This window comes from Gymnodinialimonas sp. 57CJ19, from assembly GCF_038396845.1.
Taxonomy (GTDB): domain Bacteria; phylum Pseudomonadota; class Alphaproteobacteria; order Rhodobacterales; family Rhodobacteraceae; genus Gymnodinialimonas.
Genome location: NZ_CP151587.1, coordinates 1,056,931 through 1,074,048, shown reverse-complemented (window position 1 = coordinate 1,074,048; position 17,118 = coordinate 1,056,931). Strand labels below are relative to the sequence as shown.

The 17,118-nt window shown below is 61.2% G+C and carries 20 protein-coding genes; 5 read left to right on the top strand and 15 right to left on the bottom strand.

What is annotated here, in order from left to right; all coding sequences use genetic code 11:
- Positions 1–123 precede the first annotated feature (123 nt).
- Positions 124–1,806 (top strand): acyl-CoA dehydrogenase family protein, encoded by a 1,683-nt coding sequence (locus AADW23_RS05315; protein ID WP_341863488.1) that lies wholly within the window; start codon positions 124–126, stop codon positions 1,804–1,806.
- Between the two features lie 12 nt (positions 1,807–1,818).
- Positions 1,819–2,343, top strand: coding sequence for an RNA 2',3'-cyclic phosphodiesterase (gene thpR, locus AADW23_RS05310; RefSeq protein WP_341863487.1), 525 nt, complete (start codon positions 1,819–1,821; stop codon positions 2,341–2,343).
- On the opposite strand, the gene recO is transcribed toward thpR, so the two are convergent.
- Complete coding sequence (gene recO / locus AADW23_RS05305; RefSeq protein WP_341864280.1) at positions 2,336–3,073, bottom strand: DNA repair protein RecO; 738 nt, start codon at positions 3,071–3,073, stop codon at positions 2,336–2,338. The two genes, thpR and recO, sit on opposite strands and share 8 nt — an antisense overlap.
- A gap of 112 nt (positions 3,074–3,185) precedes the next feature.
- Between recO and AADW23_RS05300 the strand changes: the two genes are divergently transcribed.
- Complete coding sequence (locus AADW23_RS05300; RefSeq protein ID WP_341863486.1) at positions 3,186–3,803, top strand: Pr6Pr family membrane protein; 618 nt, start codon at positions 3,186–3,188, stop codon at positions 3,801–3,803.
- A gap of 6 nt (positions 3,804–3,809) precedes the next feature.
- Here AADW23_RS05300 and AADW23_RS05295 read toward each other — a convergent pair whose 3' ends face one another.
- From AADW23_RS05295 to folK, 11 genes are all read right to left on the bottom strand, one after another.
- Positions 3,810–4,145, bottom strand: coding sequence for a DUF1491 family protein (locus AADW23_RS05295; protein WP_341863485.1), 336 nt, complete (start codon positions 4,143–4,145; stop codon positions 3,810–3,812).
- A complete protein-coding gene (gene era / locus AADW23_RS05290) occupies positions 4,142–5,050 on the bottom strand; it encodes a GTPase Era (protein WP_341863484.1) in 909 nt (302 codons plus the stop codon). The genes AADW23_RS05295 and era overlap by 4 nt, the downstream gene beginning before the upstream one ends.
- 150 nt (positions 5,051–5,200) lie before the next feature.
- On the bottom strand, positions 5,201–5,887 hold the full coding sequence (rnc, locus tag AADW23_RS05285) for a ribonuclease III (protein ID WP_341863483.1): 687 nt from the start codon (positions 5,885–5,887) through the stop codon (positions 5,201–5,203).
- Positions 5,888–5,896: 9 nt separating this feature from the next.
- Positions 5,897–6,676, bottom strand: coding sequence for a signal peptidase I (gene lepB, locus AADW23_RS05280; protein WP_341863482.1), 780 nt, complete (start codon positions 6,674–6,676; stop codon positions 5,897–5,899).
- Positions 6,677–6,875: 199 nt separating this feature from the next.
- Positions 6,876–7,328 carry a holo-ACP synthase gene (gene acpS, locus AADW23_RS05275; RefSeq protein ID WP_341863481.1) on the bottom strand — a complete coding sequence of 151 codons (453 nt, stop codon included), beginning with the start codon at positions 7,326–7,328 and terminating at the stop codon, positions 6,876–6,878.
- Entirely contained in the window at positions 7,325–7,762 is a 438-nt protein-coding gene (locus tag AADW23_RS05270; protein ID WP_341863480.1) for a hypothetical protein, read from the bottom strand. The genes acpS and AADW23_RS05270 overlap by 4 nt, the downstream gene beginning before the upstream one ends.
- 13 nt (positions 7,763–7,775) lie before the next feature.
- Positions 7,776–8,516: a pyridoxine 5'-phosphate synthase gene (locus tag AADW23_RS05265; RefSeq protein WP_341863479.1), complete on the bottom strand. Its 741-nt coding sequence runs from the start codon at positions 8,514–8,516 to the stop codon at positions 7,776–7,778.
- A 5-nt stretch (positions 8,517–8,521) separates the two neighbouring features.
- Positions 8,522–9,154, bottom strand: a complete 633-nt coding sequence (locus AADW23_RS05260) for a DUF2062 domain-containing protein (protein WP_341863478.1) — start codon at positions 9,152–9,154, stop codon at positions 8,522–8,524.
- A 60-nt stretch (positions 9,155–9,214) separates the two neighbouring features.
- Positions 9,215–11,335 (bottom strand): bifunctional (p)ppGpp synthetase/guanosine-3',5'-bis(diphosphate) 3'-pyrophosphohydrolase, encoded by a 2,121-nt coding sequence (locus AADW23_RS05255; RefSeq protein ID WP_341864279.1) that lies wholly within the window; start codon positions 11,333–11,335, stop codon positions 9,215–9,217.
- 56 nt (positions 11,336–11,391) lie between these two features.
- Complete coding sequence (gene rpoZ / locus AADW23_RS05250; protein WP_341863477.1) at positions 11,392–11,745, bottom strand: DNA-directed RNA polymerase subunit omega; 354 nt, start codon at positions 11,743–11,745, stop codon at positions 11,392–11,394.
- Positions 11,746–11,840: 95 nt separating this feature from the next.
- Positions 11,841–12,431 carry a 2-amino-4-hydroxy-6-hydroxymethyldihydropteridine diphosphokinase gene (gene folK / locus AADW23_RS05245; protein ID WP_341863476.1) on the bottom strand — a complete coding sequence of 197 codons (591 nt, stop codon included), beginning with the start codon at positions 12,429–12,431 and terminating at the stop codon, positions 11,841–11,843.
- Positions 12,432–12,552: 121 nt separating this feature from the next.
- On the opposite strand from folK, the gene AADW23_RS05240 reads away from it, so the two are divergent.
- On the top strand, positions 12,553–13,128 hold the full coding sequence (locus AADW23_RS05240; protein WP_341863475.1) for an NYN domain-containing protein: 576 nt from the start codon (positions 12,553–12,555) through the stop codon (positions 13,126–13,128).
- An 85-nt stretch (positions 13,129–13,213) separates the two neighbouring features.
- Here AADW23_RS05240 and AADW23_RS05235 read toward each other — a convergent pair whose 3' ends face one another.
- A complete protein-coding gene (locus AADW23_RS05235; protein WP_341863474.1) occupies positions 13,214–13,888 on the bottom strand; it encodes a pentapeptide repeat-containing protein in 675 nt (224 codons plus the stop codon).
- Positions 13,885–14,421 carry a peroxiredoxin-like family protein gene (locus tag AADW23_RS05230; RefSeq protein WP_341863473.1) on the bottom strand — a complete coding sequence of 179 codons (537 nt, stop codon included), beginning with the start codon at positions 14,419–14,421 and terminating at the stop codon, positions 13,885–13,887. The genes AADW23_RS05235 and AADW23_RS05230 overlap by 4 nt, the downstream gene beginning before the upstream one ends.
- Before the next feature lie 114 nt (positions 14,422–14,535).
- On the opposite strand from AADW23_RS05230, the gene ispH reads away from it, so the two are divergent.
- A complete protein-coding gene (ispH, locus tag AADW23_RS05225) occupies positions 14,536–15,486 on the top strand; it encodes a 4-hydroxy-3-methylbut-2-enyl diphosphate reductase (protein ID WP_341863472.1) in 951 nt (316 codons plus the stop codon).
- 68 nt (positions 15,487–15,554) lie between these two features.
- Here ispH and AADW23_RS05220 read toward each other — a convergent pair whose 3' ends face one another.
- Positions 15,555–17,111: an alanine/glycine:cation symporter family protein gene (locus AADW23_RS05220; protein ID WP_341863471.1), complete on the bottom strand. Its 1,557-nt coding sequence runs from the start codon at positions 17,109–17,111 to the stop codon at positions 15,555–15,557.
- Positions 17,112–17,118 lie beyond the last annotated feature (7 nt).

Here is a 17,118-nt window from a genome sequence, read left to right as displayed (position 1 = left end):
ATTCTACGCGACATTTTTGTGCGAATTTTGATGCGTTGCAGCATTTTTGTTGCGCTGCACCTGCAAACGCCCTACCTCTCCTTCAAGCCTAAATGCGCGACCCGAGTTCAGGAGACTGCTACAATGCCCCGCGACGCCCACCTGCAAGACGAGCCATCCGTGATCCTCTCTGATCTTCTTTCCCTGACCCAAAGCGCCCTCGCCCCGGCGCAGACTCTGCTGGACACAGCCAAGACGCATCTGCGCGCGACGCTCTCGGAAGACGGCCGTGTTTCCGCCAAGCGGGTGGAGGAAGAACAGACCGCCGCCCACGGCCTCGCATGGCTCGCCACCTATGTGGAGGCGCTGCGCCAGATGCACGGATGGGCCGCACGACTGGAGGCAGACGGCAAGTTTGGCGAGGTAGAGCAGCTGATCCTGCAAATCGCCTTCGGGGAATACCTGTGGCAAATGTACGGCGGCATCCCGATGAGCCAGGGCGAGATCCTGCGGCCACAAGACATCGGCCTGACCCAGGACGATCAGCGCGCCCTGATGGACGACGCGGTGATGACCCTGACCGCCAATGGCAACACCCAGGCCGCCCGCACCCGGTTGGTCGCGCTGATGCAGGAACGCGCCGCCGAAATCACCGTGGGTACCTGCGGGCTGGATGATGAGTTGGACATGATCCGGGAACAATTCCGCCGCTACGCCGTGGACCGCGTCATTCCCCACGCTCACGAATGGCACCTCAAGGATGAGCTAATCCCGATGGAGGTGATTGATGAGCTGTCCGAGATGGGCGTTTTCGGCCTGACAATCCCAGAAGAGCACGGCGGTTTGGGGCTATCCAAAGCCTCCATGTGCGTCGTCTCGGAAGAGCTTTCGCGCGGCTACATCGGTGTCGGTTCCTTGGCGACCCGCAGCGAGATCGCGGCGGAGTTGATCTTGGCAGGCGGCACCGATGCGCAAAAGGAAAAGTGGCTGCCCGGCCTCGCCACGGGTGAGATCCTGCCAACGGCCGTTTTCACCGAGCCCAACACCGGATCCGACCTTGGCAGCCTGCGCACCAAGGCCACGCCCGAGGGCGACGATTGGGTGTTGAACGGCAACAAGACGTGGATCACCCACGCGGCGCGAACCCATGTAATGACGGTCCTCGCCCGTTCGGTCCCCGACACCGACGATTATAAGGGCCTGTCGATGTTCCTCGCCGAAAAGACCCCCGGCACCGATGAAGCCCCTTGGCAGGACGCAGGCATCAGCGGCGGCGAGATCGAAGTCCTCGGCTATCGCGGCATGAAGGAATACACCGTCAATTTTGACGATTTCAAAGTGAAGGGCGAAAACCTTCTGGGCGGCAAGGAAGGCCAGGGCTTCAAGCAATTGATGCAGACCTTCGAATCCGCCCGCATCCAGACCGCCGCCCGCGCCATTGGCGTGGCCCAAGCGGCGCTGGACGAGGGGATGAAGTACGCCGAAGATCGCAAGCAGTTCGGCAAGAGCCTGGTGAATTATCCCCGTGTCTCCGGCAAACTTGCGATGATGGCGGTCGAATTGATGGTGGCCCGGCAGCTCACCTACTTTTCGGCCCGCGAAAAGGACAACGACCGCCGTTGTGACCTGGAAGCCGGAATGGCCAAGCTGCTCGGGGCCCGTGTGGCATGGGCGGCGGCGGATAACGCCCTGCAAATCCACGGCGGCAATGGCTTTGCGCTGGAATACACCATCAGCCGCATCCTGTGCGACGCCCGCATCCTCAACATCTTCGAAGGGGCCGCCGAGATTCAGGCGCAGGTCATCGCGCGGCGTCTTCTATCGTAAATGCGGGCATTCTTGGCCCTGCCGCTGGCTGATCCCGCCATTGACGCGCTTGTGCGGCTTCAGTCCAGCTTACCGACGGGCAACCCCGTGCCGGAAGATAACCTGCACCTGACCCTCGCTTATCTGGGGGATGCGCCGGAGCCGGTACTGGAAGCGCTCCACGATCTGCTTTCCGGCGCTGCCCTGCCTGCGCCGGAGATCGCCTTTGGGGGGCTTGGCACTTTCGCCGAGATGGAACGGGGGCTCACCTTCGCTGCTGTTACCCCGTCCGAGCCGCTCATCGCCTTGCAAACGAAGGTCGCACAACTGGCGCGGATGGCGGGGGCTGATCTGCCCCGGCGGCGCTTTCGTCCTCACGTCACGTTGACCCGTGCCAGCAAGCAACCCAAAGGCCCCGCAAGGGACCGTTTGGCCGCCGCAATGGGTCTGGAGATTGAGGTGCCGGGTTTCACCGCCACAGCGCTTAACCTTTACCAATCGCATCTTGGCCCCTCCGGCGCCCGCCGCGATGTTCTGGCCAGCTATCCCCTTAGGTAGCGGTTTCCTGGGCTGCGGCCCGCGCCAAGGCATCCATCAGCCGTTGGCGCGCGGCGGGCAGCTTCTTGTCCCCAAGGCCCGGGGCTAGATGCATCGCAAGGAAATGCCCCGTCACTTGAAGACCCTCAATCACGTCCGGCAGACCGCGCGACATCCCTTCCATCGCAGGGGACAGGGGCAGTAGCCGGTCCACCCATTCGCCCGCCGCCGCCCGCGATACGGCCCGCCCGGTGCGCGGAGAGATATAGGCCAAATCCTGCGTGACACCGCTGACCGCACATTGGCTCAGGTCTAGGCCGAAGCCCATTTCGGCCAACAACTCCAACTCCCACCCCAAGTAGGCCTCGGCCCAACGATTGGCCCCAAGGCCGTCCAGCACCGCCAAGGTCCGGGCATAGAGGCCCGGATAAGGCGCACGTTCCGGTAAGGAGAACGACAACAAGGCGCAGACCGACGAAAGCCCCGCCAAGGCGACACGGTCCTCCATCGCCTCTGCGGCGCGGCCCTGCTTCAGCTCGACCGTGTAGCTGCCCAAATGGTCCGACAAGCGCGCGCGCCACGTGGCATCCAACTGCGCGCCGACCTGCAACAGGGGGGCCATCCGGCGCGACGCGCCGCCGCGCACTACGCCCGCGTGTCGGCCATGCTCTGCGGTGAAAAGCTCGACGATGGCAGAGGCCTCGCCGTGCCGTCGCACGGCCAAAAGGATCCCATCTGCTCGCCAGTCCATGGGCCGAGTATCGCGGCTTACGCCCCACAGCGCACGGGAAAAAAGCATCACTCCGGGCAGAAATCTTGGCCCCCGGTAGAAAAGAACACGAAGCCGTGGCAATGATTCGAACATGTTCCCGGCTCTCCCCCTCCGTGCCCGCTGGACGGCTATGGTTATCGCCCTCGTGGCGACGGGGTCAGTCGTTTTGATGTACCTCTATAATCTGGAAAATGGCCGCTACGGCGATGAGGCCGCGACCGCGTGGGCGATGGCGCGTTTCTTCACCATGCTGACAAACCTTGCTGTAGCTCTGACCTTGGCCGTGGCCGCCCTGCGCCGCGATGGCATTGGCCCGGCTTGGATCGCGGCGCTGACCTTGGCGATGCTGTTGGTGGGGGCGGTGTACCATACGCTTTTGTCGGGCATCACGACGTTCGAGGGGACGGGCGCATGGGCCAATCAGGGCTTGCATAGTTTCGTGCCCATTGCCTGCCTCTTGTGGTGGATCGCCTTCGCTCCGAAGCGAGGCCTTGGCTTCCGCGACCTGCCGATTTTCATCGTCTGGCCTTGCGTTTACGTGGCTTACGCCTTGGCGCGCGGCGATGCCGATGGAGTCTATCCCTATCCCTTCATGGATCTGGGCGCGAAGACCCCACTGGAGGTGGCGATCAACCTCGCGGGATTGTTGAGCGTGTTGTTGATCGGTGGCGTCATCTTCGTCTTGGCCGCCCGTTTCGCAGACAGGTAGACCGCGTTAGTCGAGGCCCGGTTCATCCAACAAATGCCGCCCGGCGCGGTCTTCCACCTCGATCACCCAAAGGTCAGGATCGAAATCGCGCTGCCGTGCGATAGCGGCGTCCACATCGCCCTCGGCCCCCTCAGACAAGACCATCCATTCTCGGGCGCCCGTCATCGGATCAAAGCTGCGCTGAAACAGTTTGGCCGTCCCATCAAGGGGCGATTGCTTCACCAGAACAGCGCCCGCCGTCGCATCCCCTCGCGCGACGATGAACACGGGGATATCCGCCCCACGCAGCCGCGCCAGATAGGCCGCAACCCAGAATTCCGCGGTGAGCCGAGGCGCGCTCACGTGTTCCCGTCTTTGAAATTGAGCCCCATTTCCGAGTAGCGCTCGGATTCCTCAAGCCAGCCGGGACGGACCTTCACCTGCAAGAACAGGTGGACAGGGTGGCCGACAAATTCCGCGATTTCCTCACGCGCGGCCTTGGAGACCGCTTTGATCGTCTCGCCGCCTTTGCCCAGAAGGATGCCCTTATGGCCGTCACGGGCGACGTAAATGACTTGGTCAATTTTCGCAGAGCCGTCTTTGCGGTTCTCCCAGGCCTCGGTTTCCACCGTCAGCTGGTAGGGCAGTTCCTGGTGCAGCCGCAGGGTGAGCTTTTCACGGGTCATCTCTGCCGCGATCATCCGCATGGGCAAATCAGCGATCTGATCTTCGGGGTAAAGCCAGGGGCCTTCCGGCACCTCTTGCGCCAACCATTGGCGCAGTTGGGTGATGCCGTGGCCCTTCTCGGCCGAGATCATGTAAGTCTCGTCAAAGGGATAGGCTTCGTTCAGGTCTTGGGTCAGCTTCAGCAACACGGGCGATTCCACCCGGTCAATCTTGTTGATCGCCAGCGCGACTTTACGGCCATCGGTACGTTCTTGCAGACCATCAAGGATCGCCTGAACACCCTCGGTCAGGCCCCGGTGCGCTTCGATCAGGAGGACAACAACATCGGCGTCGGATGCACCCGACCAAGCGGCAGCAACCATGGCCCGGTCCAAGCGGCGACGGGGGCGGAAGAGGCCGGGAGTATCCACAAAGACCAGTTGGCTCTCGCCTTCAATTGCGACGCCGCGGATACGGGCACGGGTTGTTTGCACCTTGTGGGTCACGATCGAGACCTTGGCGCCGACCATACGGTTGAGCAGCGTGGATTTGCCTGCGTTGGGCTCTCCGATCAGGGCAATGAAACCGGCGCGTGTGGGCATGGGTATATCCTTCGGGTGGGGTGACAGGGCCATAGCCGGAAAAGCCGCGTGACGCAAAGGGGGCGTGCTATTGGCGAGCGGTTGTGTTGGGAGAGAGGGGGGATTTGAGTTGTATTGGCCAAGATGAAGGAGGGCGCGGCACGGCGGCCTTCAGGTGGCGCGTTCAACGCGATCGAGGAGGGCTTTCGCGGCCATCTGCTCCGCTTGGCGTTTGGCTTTGGCTTCCGCCTCGGCGTGCTGGCCAGAGGAGATTTCGGCACGGACCCGGAAGACGGGCGCGTGATCTGGGCCGGAGCGCGCAACTTCCGTGTAGGATGGCGGGGGCATGCGGCGTGCCTGGGCCCATTCTTGCAGAGCGGTTTTCGCGTCACGCGCGTCTTCTTCGACGCTTTCCACACGGGCGGACCACAGGCGCAGGACGAGATCACGGGCGGCACTGAAGCCCCCGTCCAGGTAAACAGCCGCGATGACCGCCTCCATCGCATCGCCCAGAAGCGCCATACGGCGGCGGCCCCCGGCAGACATCTCGGACTTTCCCAGTCGCATTGCGGCGCCGAGGTCGACCTGACGGGCCACGTCGGCGCAGGTTTCCTTTCGGACAAGGGCATTGAAGCGGGGCGCGAGTGTCCCTTCCTTCGCGTCTTCATCCGCTGACAGCACCGCCTCGGCCATCACGAGGCCAAGCACACGGTCGCCCAAGAACTCCAAGCGTTGGTTGTCACCCCGCGTTGGGGAGGACAGCGACGAATGGGTGAGCGCACGGGCGAGAAGAGCTGGATCGTCGAAGACGTATCCCAGCCGATCCATAAAGGCCAATAGCTCCCGCGAGGGTTTCATGCGCTTACGTCACTCAATGGCCCGGAAGAAGCGATCCGAGCGCCAGGTCCAGAAGTAGATCATACGCTGTCCGGCAGAGGAGAAGATCACCCGGTCGGCGCGGCCCAGAAGGTTCTCAGCAGGCACGAAGCCAACGCCACCAATGGACTGGGGGAAGCGAGAGTCGATGGAGTTGTCACGGTTGTCGCCCATCACAAAGAAATGCCCCTCCGGCACCACAAACTCTTGAGTGTTGTCGCCGCGTGATCCGTCAAGAATGTTGAGGATCGAGTGGCGGACACCATTGGGCAATTCTTCCGTTTCTCGCTCCTTGGCGCAGATGCCGCCCTCACCCACAGGCGCATTCGAACAGCGTGGCACGTGACCTTGGGGGCCCTGCGCCTCCGAGACTTCCTCAAACGGCTGCTCTGGGGTCAAGCGCACAGGCTCTCCGTTCAGGTGGAGCACCCCGTCGATAACCTGCACGCGGTCCCCGGGCAGGCCCACAACGCGCTTGATGAAATCCGTGCCGTTGGTGGGGTGACGGAACACCACAACATCGCCACGCTCGGGATCTGAACCGAAAATGCGCCCCTCAAATGGGCACATCGAAAATGGGCACGAGTGCTGCGAGTAGCCGTAAGCCATCTTGTTCACGAACAGGAAGTCGCCAATCAGCAACGTATCCTTCATCGACCCCGATGGGATCCAGAACGGCTGGAAAAACAGCGTGCGGAACACGCCCGCAATCACCAGCGCCCATACGACGGTCTTTACCGTCTCCATCACGCCGCCCTCTGATTCTGCCATTGGGCTGCCCTTCCTTGCTGCTCACGTTGCCTTTGGGCTTTCTTGCCCGTGTCACGCCAAACAAGTCAAGCAACAGCCGGCCCAATGGCCTCCCCTGCCCCTTCATCTTTTCGTAAATATCGCCGGGGGTTTGGGGGGCTGGCCCCCCAATGTTACAAACTTGGCCTGGGGAGGCAGCCCCCAAACATCTCATCCGTGTTCAGCTCAACTTTCGGCGTTCTGACCGGCCCAATCGTGGCCTTAACTCTTCTTCTTCAGGGGGCAGCGCCTCGATCACCACCATGGCCTGCGCCCAAGGATGATCGTCAGTCAGCGTGACGTGAATAATCGCGCCATACCCCTCGGGCGTCATCTGCTCCAACCTCTCTCGTGCCCACCCCGTCACCTCGACGACGGGTTGCCCGGAGGAGAGGTTGCGAACCGCCATATCTTTCCACGCAATCCCCATGCGGAGCCCGGTGCCGAGTGCTTTGGAGCACGCCTCCTTCGCGGCCCATCGTTTGGCATAAACCGCTGCGGGTTGAGGCATTCTTTCAGCCCTGGCCTGTTCCAACCCTGTGAACACGCGGTTGCGGAAACGATCCCCGAAACGTTCCAACGTGCGCTCAATCCGCTCGATGTTCGCCAGATCGGTGCCGATACCCAAGATCACAGCAGGCTCACCACACCGGTGGCTTGATTAACCGCGAACCTCAACAGCACCCGGCTGCCATCCACGAACGACACCGGCAGCGTCACGATCAACCCAACCGAAGCATCGTAAACGGCCGTTGCTTCCGCCACATGGGCTTGCCCGAAGAAGCGAAACTCCGGCCCCGCATAGATCGCGGTGCAGGTCCGGTACGGGCCGCCGTCCATCGCGGGGAGCGGGTGCAAAATGCCCAGAGCCGCCCCGGAGGCAACGTTGGGATCTATGAACATCTCAAATATGCGGATCGCCCCATTGGCGAATGTCTGGCTGTTCTCTTCCCATGGCTCGGTGATGGTCAGCGGCGTGAATTCCGGCCCGCAGGGAGCCGTAATGAAAGCCTGCGCTGGGGCGCTGAAGGCCAGCGTTGCGGCGCCTATCATCGTCAAAAATCGCATCTGGCGTCTCCTGTCAAATCCGCGCGGCATCCATCCGGGTGCGCATCTCGGCCATGGCCGCCTCTAGCCCCACAAACACCGCTTCCCCGATCAGGAAATGTCCGATGTTCAACTCTGCCACTTCGGGCAGCGCGGCGATGGGGGCGACCGTGTCGTAGGTGAGCCCATGGCCCATATGCACCTCCAACCCCAGTTCCGCCCCCAGCTTCGCACCCGTAATGAGCCTTGCCAACTCCGCATCACGCGCCGCGATATCGCCTTCGGCGGCGTAGTCGCAGTACGCGCCCGTATGCAGTTCAATAACCGGAGCGCCGATGCGTGCGGCCGCTTCAATCTGAGACCGCTCCGCTGCGATAAACAGTGAAACGCGAATACCAGCGTCACGCAGGGGGGCAATATAGGCAGAGAGGCGATTGTCGTCGGCAGCCACTTCCAAGCCGCCCTCGGTCGTGCGTTCTTCGCGCCGCTCGGGCACGATGCACGCCGCATGGGGCATGTGGGACAAAGCGATTTTCTGCATCTCGTCCGTTGCGGCCATCTCGAAATTCAGCGGGATGGTGATCGCGCCCATGATCGCGGCAATATCAGCATCACGGATATGGCGACGGTCCTCGCGCAGATGCGCGGTGATCCCATCGGCGCCCGCCTTTTCGGCCAGGATCGCGGCGCGCACTGGGTCGGGTGTTGCCCCGCCCCTTGCGTTCCGCAAGGTCGCCACATGGTCGATATTTACCCCTAGTCGCAATTTGTTCATCGCCATCACTCCGCCGCTTCCGCTTGTTTGCGGAGTTTGTCCATCTTTTTACGCAGCCGTGCCGCGCGACTTTTCTGGTAGGCTCGCACAACGTGTACGGTCAAAAAGTAGCAAACGATCCCGCAGATCAGGCCGGGGATGATGCCGCCGACAGTCCAGGGCCAAACGACCGTATCCCAAAACACCTGCAACTCGCCCCAATGGGACCGTTCTGGCGTGAAAAGAGCCTTGAAATTGTGCCACAAATCCCGTGATGCGCCCGCAAAGCGGCGGAACAGAGTGTCGTTCACGCCAACGGTCGGGCGCGTCCCCAACAGAAAATGGCCCAGGTTCAACGAAATCGCCGCAATCGGCACATAGGTCAGCGGGTTCCCGATAAACGTGGCCAGAAGCGCCGCAAAGATCGAGCCGCGCATCACCCGCGCCAGCACAGCCGCAATCACGAAATGCAGGCCGAAGTAGGGGGTAAAGACGGTCACTGCGCCGGCAAAAACACCCCGCGCGATCTGTTCCGGCGTACCCGGCAAACGCCGCATCCGGTGCTGTACATATTGGGCAGCACGCAGCCATCCCCCCCGAGGCCAAACCGCCTCTAGGATAATACGATACCACGGTCTGTAGTCGCGGCGTCTGAACACGCGGCAAAGCCTCCTCTCGCGGTCCGTCCCTTGACCGCGTCTTCCCTAGGTATGGCCCTCTTAGGGTCTCCGGTCCAGATCACGGAAGCGATCTAATGCCGCAACATCGGAATCCGCCTCGATTGCCATCATCACCGCATGGAGATGTTCCGCGTCGCGGACATCCATATCAATCAGCAATCGAAAGAAATCTGGCTTTCGGTCGATGAAATGCAGGTCCGAGATATTCGCATTCTGCTCAGCGATCAAAGTGCACAGACGGCCCAGAACCCCGATCCCGTTGGACAGTGTCACCTCGGCTGTGACGTTATGAACCGGGGCGTGGCGGCCTTCGGTCCAGTGCAGATCAATCCACCGCTCCGATTGGTCCATCAACGGTTCCAGCGCCGGGCAGTCGATGGCGTGAACAATCGGGCCCTTACCGTGATAGGTGATGCCGACAATACGCTCACCGGGGACCGGTTGGCAGCATTGCGCGCGCAAGGTGCGGGCGCCGGGTGGCAGGCCGATCACCGCGCGGGTGCTTTCGACAGCGGCCCCTTCATCGGTGTTAGCAAGCTCTGGGTACAGTTCGGCCACCACTTGCCGTGCGCTCAACTCAGCGGACCCAATGCGGGCCAGCACTTCATCTGCATCGGTCAGAAGCAGCGCCTTGCTTGCCGTCGCCAAGGCCTTGTCGGTGGCTTTCTTGCCGACCTGTTCAAAGGCAACACGTGCCAGTTCCCGGCCCAGTTTGATGTAACGATCCCGGTCCACTTCACGCAGAGATTTGCGAATCGCGGCCTTGGCCCGCCCCGTCGTGGCGATGTCGATCCATGTGGCTTGCGGCGTCTGCCCCTCGGCCGTGATAATGTCGATGGATTGGCCGTTCTTCAGGCGCGTCCACAAAGGCACACGCAACCCGTCAACTTTTGCACCAACGCAGGAATGCCCGATCCGGGTATGAATCGAATAGGCGAAATCAATGGGCGTAGCGCCGCGGGGCAGCTTCACCACATCGCCCTTGGGCGTGAAGCAGAACACCTGGTCGGAATACATTTCCAACTTCACGTGTTCCAGAAACTCATGGTGGTCTTCGGCGTTCTCAAACCGCTCGTTCAGGGATTCGAGCCATTTGGCCGGGTCCACCGCAAAGGGATTTTCCGCCCGCACGCCATCGCGGTAGGACCAATGGGCCGCCACGCCCGCTTCGGCCACTTCATGCATCTGGCGGGTGCGGATCTGCACCTCGACCCGCTTGCCGTCGCGCCCCGACACCGTGGTGTGGATCGAGCGGTAGCCGTTCGATTTCGGCTGGCTGATGTAGTCCTTGAACCGCCCCGGCACCGACTTCCACCGCTGATGGATCGCGCCCACGGTACGGTAGCAATCGTCCTCGGTCTCGGTGATGACACGGAAACCGTAGATGTCGGACAGCCGCGAGAACGCCAGCTTCTTGTCCTGCATCTTGCGCCAGATCGAATAGGGCTTTTTCGCCCGTCCATAGACTTGCGCCTTGATCCCGTGCTTCTCCAGCACCGCTTCGATGTCGTCGGTGATCTTCGGGATGACATCGCCCGACTCACGCTGAAGCGTGATAAAGCGGCGCAGGATCGAGGACCGGGCCTCGGGGTTCACCACCCGGAACGAGAGGTCTTCCAACTCCTCCCGCATCCAATGCATCCCCATCCGCCCCGCAAGCGGCGCGTAGATATCCATCGTTTCTTGTGCCTTCTGGCGCTGCTTTTCCGGGCGCATGTGGCGGATCGTGCGCATGTTGTGCAGCCGGTCGGCCAGCTTCACCAGAATAACGCGCAGGTCCTTGGACATGGCCATGAACAGCTTGCGGAAGTTCTCGGCCTGCTTGCTTTCGCGGTTGCTCAACTGAAGGTTGGTCAGCTTGGTGACACCGTCGATCAACTCTGCGATTTCGGGGCCGAACCGGTCCGAGACCTCTTTGTAGGTCGATCCTGTGTCTTCAATCGTGTCGTGAAGAAGCGCCGTGACGATGGTGGCATCGTCCAACTGTTGTTCTGTCAGAAGGGCGGCGACGGCCACAGGGTGGGTGAAATAGGGCTCACCAGAATGGCGCGTCTGACCCTCGTGGGCCTGCGCGCCATAATCAAAGGCGTCACGGATCAACGCCTCGTTCACTTTAGGATTATAAGCGCGGACCAGGCTCAGCAGATCTTCGACGTCGATTGCGTCATCTGCGCCCGAGGGCGCAGTGGCGTCTGCTGAAAGCCCGGTCTCCGCCTTCACTTCTGGCCTTGCGCTTCCATGAGGGCGCGCAGCATCTGCTCTTCGCTCATGTCGTCGGTCGCAGGGCGATCTTGCTCAACACCTTGCAAAAGCGCCATGGCGTCTTCCTCAGGCTCATCGACTTCGATCTGAGTCTGATGGCTTTCGATCAGACGCTCACGCAGATCGGCAGAGCTTTGGGTTTCTTCCGCGATTTCGCGCAGGGAAACAACGGGGTTCTTGTCGTTGTCGCGATCAATGGTCAGCGGATCGCCCGAGGCGATCTCACGGGCACGGTGGGATGCAAGCATCACCAATTCGAACCGGTTCGGGACCTTATCAACGCAATCTTCAACCGTGACGCGGGCCATGGGGCACTCCAGAGACTAGAAACCAAAAGGGGTTAAAGGCGCTACATAAGCACGGATAGGGTTATTGACAACCGGATTCGCCAATGTTCGCACCGTTACGCGGCGGGCGGGCCGATCCGAACGATCTGCGACAACTCTGCCTTGGGGCGGGCGGCCAGCATATCAGCCACCGAAAGACCGGTGGCCGGATCCACCCATTCCGGTGCCACATCGGCCAGCGGCACCAGCACGAAGCCACGCTCTGCGAGGCGCGGATGCGGCAAGATCAGCTGATCGGGCACTACCTTTGCGGCCTCCTCAGGCGACAGGTTCGCCCATTCCGCCCGAGTGGCTGCACTGGGCAAAATCGCATTGTCCAACCCGATAAGGTCCAAATCCATCACCCGCGCTTCCCACCGGTTGGCACGGGTACGCCCGAACTCTGCCTCGATGTCATGGAGAAGCGCCAGCAGGCTTTCGGCCGTATCGTGCCACTCGATTCGCATGGCCGCGTTCACGAATTGCGGGCCGGACCCCGCCGGGAACGCGGGTGTGTGGTAGAGGTCGCTGAAGACGGCGGCGCCATCAATGCAGTCCGCAAGCCGCGCCATGGCCTTCGGAACGCTAAGTTCCGGCGGCATTCCGCCGGTAGACAAGTTCGCCCCAAGCGCGATCAGGCCTGTCCCTGCGTCATTTATGTACTTCATTCCTTGATCCTGTCACATTGCCATTACATATAGACAAGCTACGCATTGGCTTTCCCGGATCACTCACCGGAATTTCAAGACAGTTGGTGCAATACACTCACTCACGGGCATTGGATACTCCATGTTTTATCGAGACGAACGTCTTGCGCTGTTTATCGACGGCTCCAACCTCTACGCAGCCGCCAAGTCGCTTGGGTTTGATATCGACTACAAGCTTTTGCGGTCGGAATTCATGCAGCGCGGGAAGCTGTTGCGTGCGAACTACTACACAGCCCTTCTGGAGAATGATGATTACTCTCCCATCCGCCCCTTGGTGGATTGGCTGCATTACAACGGCTTCAACATGATCACGAAGCCGGCGAAGGAATTCACCGATAGCCAAGGCCGCCGTAAGGTCAAAGGCAACATGGATATCGAGCTGGCCGTCGATGCGATGGAAGCCGCCCCCCATGTGGATCACATCGTGATCTTTTCGGGCGACGGCGACTTCCGGCCATTGGTTGAAGCATTGCAGCGCAAAGGATGCCGGGTATCCGTGGTCTCTACGATCCGCAGCCAGCCGCCGATGATTGCCGATGACCTACGCCGCCAGTGCGATAACTTCATCGAGTTGCAGGACCTGAAAGACGCCATTGGCCGTCCGGCCCGCGAACCGCGCCCGGAAGCTTTTGAGGCCGAGGAAGAAACGGTCGAATAGACCGCTTCGTTTCTTCGCGCGCCGCACCAGACTGCTCGATCGGTTGGGCCCAAGGGCCCAACTTTCCTCGCCGCGCCAAGGCGAGCTAGATCACCCGCAGGCCCAGTTGCGCCAGCAGATCGGCCGCCTGCCCCTTCGAGATTACCGCCCCTTTCAACCGCCGCGCGTCTGTCAGAGACACGCCGCCAAGATCAGCACCGCGCAGGTCGGCATTCTCGAATCCGCAATCCACCAGCTGCGCGTCGCGTAGGGAACAGGCCTCAAACTCTGCCCCACGAAAATCGCAGGAGGTCAGGGACGCCTCGGTAAAATCCACTTGCTTCAGCACCATCTTGCGGAACGAGACCTTGGAAATCACCGCCAAGTTCAGCAGCACCTCTTCCAGCTCCCAGCCGATGGCGCGCACGTCCGACAGGTTAACGCCCGTCATCTTGCATCCGACCACGCGGGCCGAGGTCACCGTCGCCCCGCGCAAATCGGCGTTGCTGAAGTCCCCGCCCTTGATCTCAGCCTCTTGCAGGTTGGCACTCAGATACGTCGCGCCCGCCGCGCGGCAAGCGGTGAACCCGGTGCCTTCCAGCATCGCGCCGTTGAACGAGGCACCGGTCAGGGTGCAGCGGTCAAACTGCCACCCCGACAGGTCCAGATCAGACAGATCAACGCCGTCCAAGGCGCAGGCCTTCGCGGAAACGGGCACTCCTGCATCACAGGCCCGCGCCACATCGGCGCGGGTAAGGGCCACGCCCTCCAAAGCGGTCAAACCGCCCCGGTGTATTCACCACGGGCCGGGTAGCTTTTCTCGATCGCGAAATCGACAGCGCCCAGAAGCTCGCGGAAATGAGGACGCACGAAGGGCATCGTCTGCACCGACATGTAATAAAGCGTATCGTCGGGGTTGATCAGGAACAGACCGGGTTCCGAGAACAGCGCAGGTTCCTCGATCCCGATGGAGGTCTTGCCCCGAGAGGTCGAGATATAGAGCCCCCATTCACGGGCCTTCTCCAACGTCAGATCATAGCCGAACCGCAGGTTCTCGGCCCCGATCTTGGTCTTCATCTCGGCGGCGCGTTCCTCGCCATCACTGGAAATCGCGATGGCACCGACACCACGGGCGGCGAACTCTCCGACCAGCTTTTCGAATTCCTCAAGGTATTTGGCGCACAACGGGCAGTGCAGCCCCCGGTAGAAACATACGACAGTGCCGCGGGGGCTGGCTTCCGCGCTCAGGTCGAAGGTGCCACCTCCGACGATGGGAAGCGATAGGGCGGGAACGGTTTGGCGGGGGATCAGCATTGGCGGCACTCCTAATTGGGGTCCCGCGCACCCAATCACGCCCGCCCGCGCGGCACCATCCCTTTACGACATGTCTGGCACCCCTTACCTAATGTCTCACAGGAGATCCGCACCATGACCAAGCCCCCTCTCACGATATATCTCGCCGCCCCGCGCGGCTTTTGCGCTGGCGTGGACCGCGCCATCAAAATCGTGGAAATGGCACTGACGAAATGGGGGGCGCCGGTCTATGTGCGCCACGAGATCGTGCACAACAAATACGTGGTCGATGACCTGAAAGCCAAAGGCGCGGTTTTTGTGGAGGAACTGTCCGATTGCCCCGATGACCGCCCGGTCATCTTCTCGGCCCACGGTGTGCCCAAATCGGTGCCGCAAGCGGCGGCGGCGCGGGAAATGATCTACGTGGATGCTACCTGCCCCCTCGTCTCCAAGGTGCATATCGAGGCACAGCGCCACGCCGACAACGGCCTTCAGATGATCATGATCGGCCATGAAGGCCACCCCGAGACAATCGGCACCATGGGCCAACTGCCCGAAGGCGAAGTGTTGCTTGTGGAAACCGTGGAGGACGTGCCCAAGGTCGCCGTGCGTGACCCGCTAAGGCTGGCTTTCGTGACGCAAACCACCCTGTCCGTGGATGACACGATAGATATCGTCGCGGCGCTGAAGGCGCGGTTCCCGGCCATTGTCGGCCCCCACAAGGAAGACATTTGCTACGCCACCACCAACCGCCAGGAAGCGGTGAAAGCCATGGCCCCCAAGGCCGAGGCGATGCTGGTGGTGGGCGCGCCGAACTCGTCCAACTCCAAACGGCTGGTAGAGGTCGGCTCTCGGGCCGGGTGCGCTTACAGCCAATTGGTGCAGCGGGCCGCGGATATTGATTGGCGGGCCCTGGGCGATATCAAGACGCTGGGGATAACGGCGGGCGCGTCAGCCCCCGAGGTGCTGATCGAAGAAGTCATTCAAGCCTTCGAGGACCGCTTCGACGTGACACGGGAACTGGTGGAAACTGCCGTGGAGAACGTGGAATTCAAAGTGCCTCGCGTGCTCCGCGAACCAGCCTGACCCACCATATCACATAAAAAGGGCCGCAGCTTTCGCATGCGGCCCCTCCCGTTCGATATCGGTCGCGCTTAGTGCGTGAACTTCTTGATCTCGCCCGACTTCAGACGTGCGCTGTAGGACTGCAACTCGGCCTTCACCACCTTCATCAAGAAGTAGAGGCAGAAGATGTTGACCACAGCCATGGCGAAGATCGCCGCGTCAGAGAAGTCGATGACCGGCCCAAGGCTGGCCGCCGCCCCGATGACGATGAAGGCACAGAAGATCAGCTTAAAGATCAGCTCTGTCGTCTTGCCTTCGCCAAACAGGTACGTCCACGCCTTAAGTCCGTAGTACGACCACGAAATCATGGTCGAGAACGCGAACAAGATCACCGCAATCGCCAGCACGTAAGGGAACCAGCTGATAGCGGACCCGAAGGCTGCCGATGTCAGGGCAACGCCGCTGTTGCCGTCGACGGTCGCGATGGCCGAAGCACCCTCGTTCAGCATGTAGTTGCCGGTATCCGCGTCGATGATCAGCTGTTGGCTGATGATGATGACCAGTGCGGTCATGGTGCAGATCACGACAGTGTCGATCAGCGGCTCCAATAGGGACACGAAGCCCTCGGTGATTGGCTCTTTGGTTTTCACCGCCGAGTGTGCAATCGCCGCAGAACCAACGCCCGCCTCGTTCGAGAAGGCGGCCCGCTTGAAGCCCTGGATCAACGCGCCAACCATGCCGCCAGCGACGCCAAGCCCGGTGAAGGCCCCGGCAAAGATCTGGCCAAAGGCCCAACCGATCATGTTGTAGTTCACAACCAAAACCACGATTGCCGCGCCGACATAAAGGACGCCCATGAACGGCACGACCTTTTCCGTGACCCGCGCGATGGACTTGATGCCACCCACGATCACCGCGAACACCACAGCCGCAAAGATGATACCCGTAATCCAGCCGGGGAAATCACCGGTAATCTGAGTGATCTGCTCATGGGCTTGGTTGGCTTGGAACATGTTGCCGCCGCCAAAAGCGCCAAGGATACAGAAGATCGAGAACAGTACCGCAAGGATTTTGCCCCCCGGCAGGCCCAACTCGCTGAAACCCTTCGAGATGTAATACATCGGGCCACCGGAAACGGTGCCGTCTGGGTATTCGTTGCGATACTTCACACCCAACGTACATTCGGTGAACTTGGATGCCATCCCCAGAAGACCCGCAAGGATCATCCAGAACGTGGCCCCAGGCCCGCCGATGCCAACCGCCACAGCAACGCCTGCGATGTTGCCAAGGCCAACCGTGCCCGAAAGCGCCGTCGCCAAAGCTTGGAAGTGGCTGACCTCGCCCGCGTCGTCAGGGTCCGAATAATCGCCCTTCACCAAGCCAATGGCATGGCCGAAAAAGCGGAACTGCACGGCAGCGAAGTAGATGGTGAAAACCGTCGCACCGATTACCAGCCACATCACGATCCAAGGAAAGTTGGTGCCGGGGATCGACATGAAGATGAAGTTAACAAACCAGCCCGTTGCGTTGGAAAACGCCGCGTTTACGCGCTCATCCAAAGAAAGTGCCGCCTCTTGGGCGACCGCTGGCATCGACACGGCCATATAGGCCGCGATTACCATCAATACTGAATAGATCTTTTTCATGATGCCT